This is a genomic window from Saccharopolyspora sp. ASAGF58, from assembly GCF_012277335.1.
GTDB lineage: Bacteria > Actinomycetota > Actinomycetes > Mycobacteriales > Pseudonocardiaceae > Saccharopolyspora > Saccharopolyspora hattusasensis.
In genome coordinates this window covers 6,958,771-6,972,780 of sequence record NZ_CP040605.1, presented here as the reverse complement: position 1 = coordinate 6,972,780, position 14,010 = coordinate 6,958,771, and the positions used below count along the sequence as shown (strand labels likewise).

Annotated in this window: 10 protein-coding genes; 3 read left to right on the top strand and 7 right to left on the bottom strand. The window is 68.6% G+C overall.

Annotated elements, in window-relative coordinates; genetic code table 11:
• Positions 1–134: 134 nt before the first annotated feature.
• Positions 135–1,331: an FAD-dependent monooxygenase gene (locus FDZ84_RS32770; RefSeq protein WP_168589004.1), complete on the bottom strand. Its 1,197-nt coding sequence runs from the start codon at positions 1,329–1,331 to the stop codon at positions 135–137.
• A 329-nt stretch (positions 1,332–1,660) separates the two neighbouring features.
• A complete protein-coding gene (locus FDZ84_RS38250; protein ID WP_210435264.1) occupies positions 1,661–2,368 on the bottom strand; it encodes a hypothetical protein in 708 nt (235 codons plus the stop codon).
• A 100-nt stretch (positions 2,369–2,468) separates the two neighbouring features.
• On the opposite strand from FDZ84_RS38250, the gene FDZ84_RS32755 reads away from it, so the two are divergent.
• Positions 2,469–3,560: an AI-2E family transporter gene (locus tag FDZ84_RS32755; protein WP_168589002.1), complete on the top strand. Its 1,092-nt coding sequence runs from the start codon at positions 2,469–2,471 to the stop codon at positions 3,558–3,560.
• On the opposite strand, the gene FDZ84_RS32750 is transcribed toward FDZ84_RS32755, so the two are convergent.
• Together FDZ84_RS32750 and FDZ84_RS32745 are read right to left on the bottom strand one after the other, a co-directional pair.
• Positions 3,532–4,170 carry a GAP family protein gene (locus FDZ84_RS32750; protein WP_168589001.1) on the bottom strand — a complete coding sequence of 213 codons (639 nt, stop codon included), beginning with the start codon at positions 4,168–4,170 and terminating at the stop codon, positions 3,532–3,534. The genes FDZ84_RS32755 and FDZ84_RS32750 overlap by 29 nt on opposite strands.
• A gap of 30 nt (positions 4,171–4,200) precedes the next feature.
• Positions 4,201–4,608: a hypothetical protein gene (locus tag FDZ84_RS32745; RefSeq protein WP_168589000.1), complete on the bottom strand. Its 408-nt coding sequence runs from the start codon at positions 4,606–4,608 to the stop codon at positions 4,201–4,203.
• 74 nt (positions 4,609–4,682) lie between these two features.
• Here FDZ84_RS32745 and FDZ84_RS32740 point away from each other — a divergent pair, with 74 nt between their 5' ends.
• A complete protein-coding gene (locus FDZ84_RS32740; protein WP_246868594.1) occupies positions 4,683–5,420 on the top strand; it encodes a DedA family protein in 738 nt (245 codons plus the stop codon).
• Positions 5,421–5,810: 390 nt separating this feature from the next.
• On the opposite strand, the gene FDZ84_RS32735 is transcribed toward FDZ84_RS32740, so the two are convergent.
• Both FDZ84_RS32735 and FDZ84_RS32730 read right to left on the bottom strand, forming a co-directional pair.
• A complete protein-coding gene (locus FDZ84_RS32735) occupies positions 5,811–7,802 on the bottom strand; it encodes a hydantoinase B/oxoprolinase family protein (protein ID WP_168588999.1) in 1,992 nt (663 codons plus the stop codon).
• Positions 7,803–7,805: 3 nt separating this feature from the next.
• Positions 7,806–9,842, bottom strand: coding sequence for a hydantoinase/oxoprolinase family protein (locus FDZ84_RS32730; protein ID WP_168588998.1), 2,037 nt, complete (start codon positions 9,840–9,842; stop codon positions 7,806–7,808).
• A gap of 171 nt (positions 9,843–10,013) precedes the next feature.
• Between FDZ84_RS32730 and FDZ84_RS32725 the strand changes: the two genes are divergently transcribed.
• The gene (locus FDZ84_RS32725) at positions 10,014–11,615 is read left to right on the top strand and encodes a PucR family transcriptional regulator (RefSeq protein WP_168588997.1); all 1,602 of its coding nucleotides are present in this window, start codon (positions 10,014–10,016) and stop codon (positions 11,613–11,615) included.
• A 142-nt stretch (positions 11,616–11,757) separates the two neighbouring features.
• On the opposite strand, the gene FDZ84_RS32720 is transcribed toward FDZ84_RS32725, so the two are convergent.
• Positions 11,758–13,905, bottom strand: a complete 2,148-nt coding sequence (locus FDZ84_RS32720) for a bifunctional diguanylate cyclase/phosphodiesterase (protein ID WP_246868593.1) — start codon at positions 13,903–13,905, stop codon at positions 11,758–11,760.
• Between the last annotated feature and the right edge of the window lie 105 nt (positions 13,906–14,010).

Sequence of the window (14,010 nt, the reverse complement as noted above, 5' to 3'; positions counted from 1 at the left end):
TTCGGGAGATCACCGGATCAGTCCGGCTTCGGATGACGTGACCAAGCGCGGCTGCCAGGTCGGCCACCCAAGCTCAGTCACTCGAGTTACTGTGTCTGGCCGTCATGCTACGCAAACCACTTTCGGAACGGGCCTTAGCGCCGCCGCGACTCGCCGCGCCTGCGCGCCTGAGCCCAGCGCAAGGCGTTGTTGACCAGGCGTAAGGCCTTGCGCGCAGCCGGGTGCTGCGTGAGAACGTGCTGCTGGTAGCGCCAGGGCGGCTGCAAGCTGTTCCGGGTGGACATCGCGTAGCAGAAGTCCACGGCATTGCGATGCGTGTAGCGGTCGGCGTTCTCGAACCACGCCATGCTGGTGCGCGCCGAGGACTGCGCCATGCGCAGCGCGGCGTGGCCTTCCAGGTCGAATTCCTTGAGCGCCATGGCCATTTGCTCGCGCTCCAGCAGTTTCTGCGCGAGCATGACCGCATCGACGATGGCCAGCCTGGTGCCCGAGCCGAGCGTGAAGTGCGTGGTGTGCGCGGCGTCGCCGATCAGGATCATGTTGTCGTGCCGCCAGGTTTCGTTGTAGACCTGCGTGAACCGCTGCCACGACGCGGGTTTGCCCCGAGAGGAACTGATCAGCGAATGCCCGGCAAGCGGCTTGTCGAAGATGTCCTCCAGCAGCCGCATGCTCTCGTCGGCGCCGAGCTGGTCCAGGCCGAGCCCGTGCCAGGTCTCCTCCTGGCATTCGACGATGAAGGTGCTTACCCCGGCGCTGGACGGGTAGGCGTGGAACCAGATCCAGCCCTGCGGGGTCTCCTCGAAGTCGAAGGTGAACTTGTCGAAGACCCGGTCCGTGCCCAGCCAGATGTAGCGGTTGCGCCCCTGGGACACCTCGGTGCCGAACTCGTCGGCGTACTGCTGCCGGGTCCGGCTGTTCGCGCCGTCGGCGACCACGATCAGATCCGCATCGGAGAATTCCGACAGGTCCTCCACCGCCCGCTCGTACTGGATGTCCACCCCGAGCATCGCGGCCCGATCGGCGAGTATCTCCAGCAGCGGCGCGCGGTTCACGCTGTAGCCGTACCCGCTGAGGTAGGCGTGTTCGGTGCCGTGCAGCGAGACGATCTGTTCCTGCCAGAGCGTCGATGCGGCGCGGATCCGCTGCGCGCTCTCCCGGTCGTTGCGGTACAGCGTGTCCAGCAGGTCGTCCCAGTACACGACGCCCCAGCCGTAGGTGGCGCCCGGTGGATCGCGTTCGATCACCGTGATGTCGTTGCCGGCGTCGCGCAGCTTCGCCGAGATGGCCAGGTAGAGGCCGGCTGGTCCGGCCCCGATGCACACGATCTTCATGAGCGTCTCCCCACGAGCGGCGGACGAGTGGTCGGGCCCGGTGGCCCCGTGCCGAATGCTCGGGAGAAGGCACGAGCGGACCAGCATCAGCGTGGGTCGGGTACGCCCCCGTTGTACCCCGGCCGGAAGTTGGCCGCACCTGGCACCGCGCTAGCCCCGACGCTTTCACGTCATGGACGTGGCAGGGCTAGGGGCTTTGGACCCGAATCGCCGCGGCCGTGGGCCTTTCGGGCGGAGGAGCCTGTTCCAGGCTCGTCCTGCGTGGCGGTGCGGGGAGCGGAACCTCAGCCACCGCCCGGACTCCGGGAGCCCCGAATTCGGCCCGGGACTCACTCCGCGCGCAGCTCGACGACCCGCACGCCATAGGCGGGCAGCGGGATCTTGGAAAGTTCTTCACCGGTTTCGAGGTCGTGCAGTGAATATCCGCTCGCGAGCGGAGTTACCGCGGCTTCCTGGTCGTGCTGGCCGACGAGCCAGACGAACCGCCGCCCGTCCTCCTGGCAGCACCTCGCGGCCACGTATGCCTGCTGCAGCGAGCTGAAGATGAGCGGTAGGTCGTCGTCGGGCTGAACGGGTACCCGCGCTCCAGGAACTCGGTCACCACCAGGGCCGCCTGCGCGTCGGTGCGCTCGCAGCGGTCGAAGTCTGCAGTGGACAGGATATCGGCGAACGCCGCCAGTTCGTGCAGCGGCGGTTTCGGCTTCCCGGTGTTGTCGGTGATCCCGAAGTGCCGGATATGTGCCCCACGATGATGGGTCGGGAGCGACGGCATGCCGATCTCCTTGCACGTCCAGGAAGTCGGCGAAGTGCTCGACCTTGGCCTCGACGCTGTCCGGCGTGGGGCATGAAGTCGGGCCAGTAGGAGAAGGAACGGTCTGCCGCAGGCCGTGCTCGAAGCGCACCCGCAGTCCCTCGCGCACGACCTGGGGTGAGCAGTTCCGCCACATCAGCGGGCCGCCGGTCCGCGACCAGAAGTTCGCGCCGAGCGGCACTGCCGGTTCCCCGGCAACCGAGATCTTGGCGGAGTTGCGTCGCATCAGATGCCCTTTTGTCATTGATCCACTGTGGATCGCTGATCGACGCGCGGAGCGGCGGCGGGGATCGTAGGCTTTTCTGGTGGCGAATCACGGCGGTGACTTGGCCACACCCGATGGTGAATGGGCCGGTCGACTACCGCGGGGCTTGGTCGTGCTCCTGGGGATGGCCTCGGCTGTCGTGGTCGTCGCCGGGGTTCGGGCCGCCGCTTGGCTGATCGCGCCGACGTTCCTCGCGCTGGTCATCGTGATCGTGACGAACCCGGTTCCGGCGTGGCTGATCCGGAAGGGCTGTCCGCGCTGGCTGGCAACCACGGTGCTGGTCGTGCTGGTGTACGCGGTGCTCATCACGTTTGCCCTGGTCGTGTTCGTCTCGGTGGCCCGCTTGGCGGAGGTCCTCCCGCACTACGCGCAACGCGCTGACGCGCTCGGCGCCGAAATCGTCCAGGGGTTCGCGAAATTCGGCATCGGGCCGGAGCAGATCAAGACCGCCGCGAGCAAGGTGAACTACACCGAGCTGGCCGGGTTCGTCGGCGACTTGCTGTCCGGGGTGGCGAGCGTGAGCTCCAACCTGGTGTTCCTCCTGGCGTTGCTGTTGTTCCTGGGCATCGAGACCAGCGGGGCCGGTCGCAGGCTCGGAATCGTGTCCGACCGGCATCCGCGGATGGCCGAGGCGCTGGTCGGTTTCACCCGTGGCACCCGCAGCTACCTGGTGGTCTCCACGGTGTTCGGACTGATTGTCGCGGTCCTGGACACTATCGCCCTGGCGCTGCTCGGGGTGCCGCTGCCGGTGCTGTGGGGGCTCCTGGCGTTCGTCACCAACTACATCCCGAACGTCGGTTTCGTCATCGGCCTGGTGCCGCCGGTCCTCCTCGCCATGCTCCAAGGAGGTTGGCAGCTGGGCGTCGTCGTGGGCGTCGTTTACACGGTGCTCAACTTCGTCGTGCAGAGCCTGGTGCAGCCGCGCTTCGTCGGCGACGCCGTCGGACTTTCCGTCACCGTGACCTTGTTGTCGCTGGTGTTCTGGACGTGGGTGGTCGGGCCGCTCGGGGCGGTGCTTGCCATCCCGTTGACGTTGCTGGTCAAGGCGTTGCTGGTGGACAGCGACCCGCGTGCGGCGTGGGCCGACGCGTTCCTCGTCTCGGACCGGGTCAGCACCGAGGAGATCAACCGCCGGTGGCGACGAGGAGGATGAAGATCAGGCAGACGATAATGTTGACCAGCCAGCTGTGGACGTTCATCCAGTCCCTGACCCGCGGCATGGCGATGATCGCCCGCTTGTGGAAGATCAGGTAGAGCAGCAGCGGCAGGGCGACGAGCAACGTCGTGGCCGCGATGAAGAGTACAGCGTCGCCGTACCCCGCGCGGTGGTGCTGCAGGTTCATCCCGACGGTGAGCATGACCACGATGTCCGACGGCATTGCCAGGATGACCAGCAGGCCCGTCTTGAACGCGGTGGTCGGGGTCGCCGACAGCAGGGTGCCGAGCCATTTCGGCGGTTCCGTCGTCTTGCGCCGCAGGTAGTTCCGCACCGCGACCAGCACCAGCAGGGCGATGAGCACGATCTGAATGGCCTTGCCCAGCGTGCTCGCCTCCGGCGACTCTCCATCGACGGGCAGGGCGCTGCCGAGCAGTGCAGCCAGTAAGCGAGCGATCAGCACGCCGACGGCCGTCGCCAGGACCACGCCCATGAGGAACGCGATGGAGACCCGCACCGCGCGCGACGTGGTCACGAACACGATCGCCGACATGATCTGCGGTCCGGCCACCATGGTGATGGCCAGGGGCAGGACTTGCAGGTGCACGGTTCGCCTCCGCGCTGCCGGATCCGCGGACTACCTGTTGCTGACCTCTCGGCCGTGGGCGGCCAACGCGTAGATCACGATCACGTCGAGCACGATCACGACCGCCGACCACAGCGGATACGCCGTGAAAAAGGCGAGGTTGGCCAGCACGCTGATCGCCGCCATGACGATGGCCACGGCACGTGCCCAGGTGCGACCGCCGAACAGCCCGATTCCGGTGAGGACGAGCACGGCACCCGTGATCAGGAAGCTCCAGCCGACCCCGGCGTAGCTGATCTGGACCGCCCCGGCCGGCATCACGTACGTCGTGCCGGAGCGGGCGAACGCGATCACCCCGTTGATCACCTGGACGATGCCGGCCAGCAGCAGGACGACGGCCGCGAAGTACACCCATCCCACCCATCCGGTGTGCGTGCGTCGTGCTCTGTGCGTTGTCATGTCGCCGCCCCTTCCGCTTGCCCGGACCGTTCGATCGGCAGGCCGATCAGGCACGCGCTCTGCCAGGATTCACCGTGCGGGAGCTGGAACGGCCGGTTCCAGGGGCCAAAGGCCCCGGCTTTCAGATCGGGGGCGGCGCAGAATCGTCGTACTGGAAGGTGGTCCGATGCATCGGGGATGCCGAGGTGCCGATGATGCCAGCAGCTCTCTTCGAGATGCCCGAGCCCAGCTCGCCGGCCGGCGGGCAGTACGGCATCTGGGCCTACCTCGCCGTATTCGTGCTCGTGCTGCTCTCATCCGCCGGGGTACCGGTCATCGGGACCCTGGCGGTCGGCGGCAGCGCGGTGCTGGCCAGCCAGGACCACGTCGCCCTCGCCGGCGTCCTCATCGCCGCGGTGCTCGGCGGTGAGGCCGGTGGGATCGTCGGCTACCAGATCGGCCTGCGGTGGGGCCGCCGTCTCATGGAGCACCCCGGGTGGCGCGAGGAACAACGGCGGAAACTCCTCTCTCGCGGGGAACAGCTCTACGCCACCTGGGGACGCCTCGCCGTCTTCGTCACCACCGCGATGATCTCCGGCACGGCGAAGATGCAGTTCTCCCAGTTCGTCGTGTGGAACCTGGTCACCACGACCGCTTTCGTCCTCGCCGTGGGTCCCGCCTCCTACGGCGCGGGCAAGATCGTCCGCGGCCACCACGATCCGGTCAGCGTCGCGATGCTGGTCTTCGGTCTGGTCGTCGCCGCGGTCCTCGCCTGGATTGCGGTGCGCCACCGGCGGCGGAGCAAGCCGATTCCGGCGCCAACCCGGTCTTGACGAGGCTCGGGCTCAAGCCGCCGTGTGCGTCGGCCAGGCCCGGCGTGGGTGAAGCGGCGCAGCGGAGTGGGGTGCTCGGTGGCCCGCTCGGCTTCCAGGACCCGGGTCGCGCGGCGTGCCCATCCGGTCGGAGCGGTGTCTGCCATGGTGCGGTGTCTGCCATGGTGCGTCGTCTGCCATGGTGCGTCGCCTCGCGGATCAGATTGGGGCGGGCGAGCATAGCGACTGCTCTATTGAGTGCGGATCCGGCGTCGACGACTACGCATCGTGGTTCGACTCACGCCACGTCCAGCACTACGCGGATGCCAAGGCGGTTTGTTCCATGATCAGCGCTGACGACCGGTGGGCCGACCGGTATGTACCGGTCGGCCCACCGTCGGGTGGCGCGGGTCAGTCCCAGTAGGCTGCGGCCCGCTTGTGGAGCAGTTCTCGGTACTGGCGCGTGGTGTTCTCGTGCAGCTCGCCGGTTCCCCAATCGACGATCACGCCGTACCGCCTGATCGAATCGAGCATGTCCAGTTCGCCCGCGCGATACCGGTGGGCCACCACGTGCGGGTCCTCCACCAACCAGCCCCGCCGCTCGGCGGCGATGGACCTCCGGAGCTCCTCGGTGGCGGCGATGTCTACTTCGTACCGGTCCAGCTCGGGGTCGACCGGTTCGACGACGACGCCGTAATCCTTGGCCGCACGCTCGATCGAGACGTACCCGTCGATCACGTCTTCGACCACGAGAGCGGGATCCCGGGTGAGCGGGTCCCCGTGACCGCCGCCACCGGCCGACGGCCGGGTAAACGTATCGCCGGGCTCGATCGCGACGTTCGAGAACGTCGCGCCGAGGAACCGCTCGTCTTCGGTGCCCTTGTTCAGCCAGACGCCGTGCGGCAGCGAGGGCAGGCCACCGGCGATGCCCCAGGTGATCGACCGTGCGCGGTCACAGCAGTACGACATCACGGTGCTCTCGCAGTCGGTGAGCACACCGCCCTTCTCCAACCCACAGCCGCCGCGATGGCGTCCCGGTCCACCGGAGTCCGTCACGATGGTGTGCTCGGTGGTCAGCACGGGGGAGAGCCGTTCCTGGCCTTCGACCGGCTGCACTGCGAGGCCCGGCCCGAAGACGGGCGCCGTCGCTCCCGATCCGTCCTTGGTCGCTCGGCCGCCCCAGCCGCCGGCCATCCAGTCGTACCACATGAAGTAGGGGCGGTCCTCCGTGCGGCCGTCCTTGCCGCCGACCAGCAGGTACTCGAGGTTGAACGCGCAAGCCATGGCCCGCTCGGGCATGACCTGCGACCAGATCTCGAAAAGCGCGTTCATCAGTTTCTCGTAGGGGCCGGAGCAGAATCCGGTGACCGCGGTCGGCCAGCTGGCGTTGACGACCGTGCCCTCGGGGCCGAGTTCGGCGTGCACCACCCGGTACAGCCCAGAGTTGAGCGGCACGTCGGGGAAGAACGTCTTGGTTCCGGCGTACAGCGCCGAATGGGTTGTGCCGTAACCGGAATTGAGGAACGTGGACACCGCCGGGGCGCTGCCGGACAGGTCGTAGTGGATGCCGTCGTCGTCGATGCGCATCTTTACCGAGATCGGCACCAACCCTTCCGGCTTGCTGGGGTCGGCGTCGAGGTAGTCGACCGTTTCCCATTCGCCTTTGGGGAGTTCGGCCAGCTTGTGGCGGACGATGCGTTCGACGTAGTCCTGGGCGCCGCCCATCGCTGCCACGACGGTGTCCCTGCCGTAGTGGTCGACCAGGCGGAGGATTTCGCGCTCGCACACCGCCGTGGCTTCGGCCTGCGCGTTCAGATCGCCCATGCAGCTGTACGGCGATCTCGTGTTGGACACCAGCAGCTGCGCCACGTCGCGGAGCTGGCGTCCCCGGTGCCACACCCGGACCGGGGTGATGCGAAGGCCTTCGCTGAAGTGCTCCTTCGCGTTGACGTCGAAGGAACCGGGGACGTTGCCGCCGATGTCGGCCCAGTGGCCCTTGTTCTGGGCGAACCCGATGATCTCCGCTTCCACGAAGATCGGCCGGATGAAGCTCACGTCGTTGAAATGCGTACCGCCTCGGTAGGGGTCGTTCACCGCGAATACGTCGCCGGGGTTGATGTCGTCGCCGAACTCCTCCAGGACCGCCTTGCACTGGAAGTGCAGCGTGCCCACGTGCACGGCGATGTCGGCGCTGCCTTGCATCACGGTGTTGCCGTCGGCGTCGCACAGCGCGGAGGAGAAGTCGCGCGCGTAGATCACGAAGGAGTAGCAGGTGCGCATGATCTGCTCGCTCATCAGGTCGACTGCGGTGACGAAGGCGTTCTTCAGCACCTCGAAGGTCACCGGGTCGAGGCCTGCGGGGGTCACCGCGCCGGATGGCGCCGGCCGCTGGTCGGACGTCATGGTTCAGGCCTCCGTCAGGTGGATGCGGATGTTCAGCCACTCGTCGATCTCCACCCGGGCATCCGGCGGTACGACGGTGGTGGAGTCCAACTGCTCGATGACCGCGGGCCCGGTGAGCCGGCACCCGGCGGGCAGCGCGGCTCGGTCGTGGACGGGCGTGTCGACCCATCCCGGGCCTTCGAAGTACACCTTGCGGTTCTGCTGCGCCGTCGGCGCTGCACCGGTCGTGACCTCGTGCGGAGCGACCACCGGTTTGGGCGTGACGCCGATCGCGGTCAGCCCGAGCTGGTAGATCTGCACGGGCGTCTCGTCCCTGCGGAACGAGTACTCCCGTTCGTGCTGCTCGTGGAACAACTCGATCGCCTCGCGGAGGGCATCGGGCCCGCTACCGCACTTCACGGTCAGGGACCGCCATTGGCCCAGGTAGCGCATCGAGACGGTGCGCTGCAGAACGCCGTCCTCGGCGCTGACGCCCTCGTGCCGCAGCCGGGCCGATGCCTCGGCCTCCAAACCGGCGAACGCGTTCTCGAACTCCTCGACGTCGGCCTCGTCGCCAACGGCGTCGAACATCGCCGACAGGTCGTGGCGGATGTCGACCAGCAGGCACCCGAGCGCCGACGTCACACCCGGGTTCGGCGGGACGACGACGGTCGGGATGTTGAGCTCGCGCGCCACCTCGGCACCGTGCAACCCGCCCGCACCGCCGAAGGCGATCAGGGCGAAATCGCGGGGGTCGTAGCCGCGGCGGATCGAGATCAGGCGGACCGCGTCGGCCATGTTGGCGTTGGCGACCCGGAGGACGGCGCTCGCTGCCTCCTCGATGCTGAGCCCGAGCGGCCGGGCCACCTGGTCACGGAGGGCGTTCTCGGCCAGTTCCGGGTACAGCACCTTCGCCCCGCCCGCCAGGGCGGTGCCGAGGCGGTTGAGCACCAGGTTCGCGTCCGAGTTGGTGGGTTCGGCGCCGCCCGTGCCGTAACACGCCGGGCCGGGCGAGGCGCCCGCCGACTGGGGGCCGTTGCGCAGGGAGCCGGCCTCGTCGATGTGGGCGATGGAGCCGCCGCCGGCGCCGATGGTCAGCACTTCGATCGACGGGAAGATGATCGGGTACCCGTACTCGACCGACCACTCCTTGGTCACCCGGAGCTCGCCGCCGTGGACCATGGCGATGTCGGTGCTGGTGCCGCCCATGTCCAAGCCGATGGCGTTGGCGTAACCGCACTGGGCGGCGACGTGCCGGGCGGCGATGGCGCCCGCGGCGATGCCGGATGCAGCCAGGCGGACGGGATACCGCTCCACCATGCGCGGCGTCATCGACCCGCCGCCGGAATGCAGCAGCAACAGGTCTCCGCGATAGCCACCCGCGCTCAGCTCTTCGGCGAGCCGGTTGACGTAGCCGCTGACGAGCGGCGCGAGGACGGCGTTGGCGACGGTGGTGTTGAACCGGTCGTGCTCGAAAATCTCCGGGAGAATCTCCGCGCTGGTGGAGATCGCGACCCCCGGCAGTTCCTCCTCGAGGATCTCCCGCATCCGGATCTCGTGGGCGGGATTGGCGTAGGAGTTGACGAAGCAGACGGCCACGGTCCGCGCCCCGCGCTTGCGGAGCAACGCCGCCACGTTCCGTGCCTCGGTTTCGTCGAGCGGTTTCACGACGTGGCCCGCGTAGTCGATGCGTTCGGTGACCTCGAAGCGATCCCGGCGGCGGATGTACGGCGGGGACACGTCGTGGTACGCGTCCCACAGGTTGTCCTTGGTCCCGTCGCGGATTTCGATCACGTCCCGGAAACCGGTCGTCGTGACCATCGCGGCGGGCTGGAAGTTCCTGGTGATCAGCGCATTGGTGGCGACCGTCGTTCCGTGCGAGAACAGCGACACCTCGGAGAGGTCGATGTCGCCGCGTTCGACGCCGCTCAGCACGGCGCGCATCGGGTCGTCCGGGGTGGATGGAACCTTGGTGACTCGGATGCTCCGGTCGTCCTCGTCGAACACGCACACGTCGGTGAACGTGCCGCCGACGTCGACGGCCACACGCTGTTTTGCCATGTGGAGGCCTCCTCGAAAGTCGTGCGGGTCGGGCTGGTATCCGCCGCCGGCTGCGGTTGGAAGAGAAGGTTGCCCCACGCTGTAGGCGCTGTCACTATGAGAATTACAAATGCGGCGGAGTTGATCTGTCCTGTCCCACAGTTCCAGCGCCGGGGCGCGGAGAGGACGTCGATGAGCACCGATAGCCGCGGCGGCTGGCCGCAGCTGGCCTTACGCAACCTCGTCGACGAGCCGAGCCTGCAGCTGACCGTGGAGGAACCCGGCGACCTCTCGGCGGTGGTCGGCTCCGCGCACTCGATCGAGATCGCCGACGCCGCGAGCTGGCTGCGCCCGCGCTCGATCGTGCTCACCACCGGCCTGCAGTTCACGGCCGCCCCGGAGGATCCCGCGCCACAGAGGCAGCTGATCGCCGACCTCGTCTCGGCCGATGCGGCCGCCCTGCTGTTCGGCACGGGCGTCCACTTCGATCGGGTTCCGCGAGCACTCCGCGCCGCCGCGCGGGAGCGGAACTTCCCACTGCTGAGTGTGAGAGGCGGGAGCCGGTTCGCCGCCATCGAGGACTTCATCAACCGCGGCGCGCTGTCCGCGGAGACCTACCTGCTGAAGCGGGCGGTCTGGCTGCAGAACGACCTGCTGCACGCGTTGTCGGCGGCAGACCCGGTGAGCGCCCTCGTGGTCCGGCTCGGCACGCTGTGCAAGGGGGCAGCGGTCCTCTACGAGGGCGCGGGGCGGATCGTCGCCTCGACTGGCCACGGGCCCCTGCGGTTGGTTTGGGAGGAGATCAGCGCGCGCGAGCCGGGACCGCAGCGCTTCGTGGTCGGGCAGTGGATGGTCGCAACCCGGCCGTTCCGCCTCCGGGGATCCGGCTTCCAGTTGGCGGTGGCGTCGCGGAACAGGTCGCTGCTCGACGACATCAGCCCAGAACTGCTGGAAACGGCGGAACGGGTACTCGCGGCGGCCAATGCCTCGCGGTCACTGGTGATCAGCCAAGAACGAGCGGAGGCCGCCCGAATCGTGTCGGCACTGCGCGGTGGCGTGACCACCTCGCAGGTGCGCCAGACCTGGGACCGGTTGCGGGCGTTCGGTTTTCGGGTCGGCGACGACCTCCGCGTCGTGGCCGCGAGCGCGATCGGCGACCGCGCCGCACGCGGGTCGACGACCACCGCCGAAGCCCTCCTGGAAGCTGCGGAGGCCGAGGGCGTGCCGCTGGTTTTGTCCGACGACCGCGACGCCGAAGATCCGGCGACCGGGCTGACGGCCGTCATCGCGGAGCGAGACGCCGCGGCTGCCTGGCTCGGGGTGCTCGCGCGCACCCACCTGGTCGGGGTGAGCGGTGCCTTCAGCGACATCACGGTGGCGAGCCGGTACGCCCACGAGGCCGAGACCGCCCGGCACCTGGCCGGCCGCCGCCATGATCGGGGCAGCAACCAGACGATCGTTCGACTGGACGAGGTCGATTTCGCCGCATGGCTGCTCACGCGCCGCGACGACGCCCAGGTGGCCGACCGGTTGGAAAGGCACTTCGGCGACTTGATCAAGGCGCCGGATCTGGTCGAAACGGTGGTGCTCTACCTCGCTTGCGAGCAGGACGTGAAGCGAACCGCCGAGTTGCTGTTCATCCACCCGAACACGGTGCGCTACCGCCTCCGCAACGTCGAGAAGCTCGTCGGAGGCCGGATCACGTCGGCGCAGGTCGTCGCGAACCTCTACCTCGCGTTCCAGGACGACATCCTCGCCCACACCAAGCGGGACCTCGGCCGACAACACCTATGAACGCCGCGGAGTCACGGTCCGCGCCGGCCACGGATTCCGAAGTGGACGGTCTGTGCCGCGACGGCTACGGAGCTGACACCGGGAGGTGGAAGGGCCACCGGCCGATGAGCATCCGCATCGGGTGAGCCGAAGCGACCGTCGCTCACGACGGGAGCGGGTGGCCGTTCACGAGGAGGGTGGTGAGTTCGGCTTCGGGGACCGGGCGGGCGAACAGGAAACCCTGGTAGACGTCGATCCCGACGTCGCGGAGCAGGTCGAACTGCTCCGCGGTTTCGATGCCCTCGGCGACGCTCTGGCAGCCCAGCGCGCGGGCGAGGTCCGCCACCGCCTGGGCCACCGCCAGATCCCGGGAGCCGACACCGAGATCGGCGACGAAGCTGCGGTCGGCCTTGATGATCTGCGCTGGCAGGTCCTTGATCCGGGCCAGCGACGAGTAACCGGTGCCGAAGTCGTCGACGGCGAACCGGACGCCGCGCTCGACGAGGTCGAGCATGGCGCGGCGGGGTTGGGGCGGCAGGTCGACCAGCACCGTCTCGACCAGTTCGAGCACGACCCGGTTCGGATCGATGCCGGACTCGGCGATGGCGTCGGTCACCTCGGCGGTGAAGCCGTGGTCATCCGGCAGCAGCCCGGCGAGGTTGACGGCGATGCCCACCGGGCGCCCGCCGACATCGGGCCAGGCGGCGGCGTGACGCAGCGCCGTGCGCAGCACCCACCGGTCCAGGTCGCGCATCAGCCCTCCCTGCTCGGCAACGGGCAGGAAGACGTCCGGGGGGAGCAGACCGTGTTCGGGATGCATCCAGCGGACCAGCGCCTCGGCGGACACCACGGCGCCCGCGGCGTCCACGACGGGCTGGTAGTGCAGCACGAGACCGTCGTTGTCGATGGTGTCGCGCAGCTCCCCCTCGAGCCGCAGCTGCCGGTTGATGGACTCGGCCAGGCCTGGATCGGCCAGCGCCACGCGCCCCGGTCCGCGCCGCTTCGCCCGGTACATGGCGGCATCCGCGAAGCGGAGCAGGTCCTCGCCGTACGCCCCGGCGCCGTCGAGCACCGCGCCGCCGACCGCTGCGGACACCTGGACCTGCTGGCTTTGGAGCCGCACCACGGTGCGCAGCAGGCCGGATACGGTCTCGGCCAGCGTTTCGAGCCCGCCCACCGCCTCGACGTCTGGGCAGACCACCACGAACTCGTCGCCGGAGAGCCGGGCCGGGGTGCACCCTGCGGGTACGCCGCCCTGCAGCCGTCGGGCCAGGGTCGCGACCAACTCGTCGCCGGCGTCGTGCCCCAGGGAGTCGTTGATCCGCTTGAAGTTGTCGATGTCGCAGAACAGCACGCCGACCCGGTCGGCGCGGGGGCCGCGCACCAGATCGTTCAGGAGCTCCTTGACCGCGCGGCGGTTGAACAGGCCGGTCAGCGAGTCGTGGGTGGCCTGGTAGTGGAGTTCTTCGGCTCGCTGGTGCCGTTCGGTGATGTCCTGGAACGCCACCAGCCAGAACAACCGGCCATCATCCTGCACCGCCGCAGTGCAGCGGAGGTCGCAGTGCACCGGCCGGCTGTCGGTCCGCTTCAGCACGCGATGGGTGGGGGCATCAAGGATCGGCGCCCGCGGGATCATCGGCTCCAACCCGTCCTGTGGGTGCAGCAGGTCGTCGGCCCGCGTGTCGTGCAGTTCGGAGATCCCGGCGCCGAGCAGGTCGCACAGCGCGTCGTTGGCCCGGGCCAGGCGGTGCGATTCGTCGAACAGCGCGATGCCGACCGGCGTCAGACCCATCAGGTTGGTGAATCGCTCACTGGAGCGCTCCAACCGGGCGCGGGGTTCGGTGTCGTCCCTTACGACCTTCGCGTAGCCGCGCAGGCTTCCGTCGGAGGACCGCAACGCGGCGGTGACCACGTGGGCCCAGAACCGGCTGCCGTCCTTCCGGACGCGCCACCCCTCGCCCTGGTGGTAGCCGGTGCGCGCGGCGTGCTCCAGCTCCCACTCCGGGGGGGTTTCGGCGAGCAGTTCGGGAGGGTAGAACAGCGAGATGTGCTGCCCGACGATCTCGTCGCTGCGGTAGCCCTTCAAGCGCTCGGCGCCGGGGTTCCAGCTGGCCACGCGCCCGTCCAGGTCGAGCATGAAGATCGCGTACTCGTTGATGGCGGTCGCCAGCAGGTCAAGCCCGACCTCTTGCGTCCGCAGGTGAGGAGGAGCGGCATGCCCCGAACGGGTTAGCCCATCGCTCGTCCGCAGGTTGATCACCTCCTGAATGCGCCCGGCGTCATGAGGTTGCCCCCCGCCGAGGGTAGCCATGGCCCGGACCGGGTGACAGCCTTCGGGCGGCGTGACTCCCAGTAAACGTGTGCAACGACACTGCGCCAGGTCGGCTCCGCGTCTCGTGGATGGTCCGACGCCCGC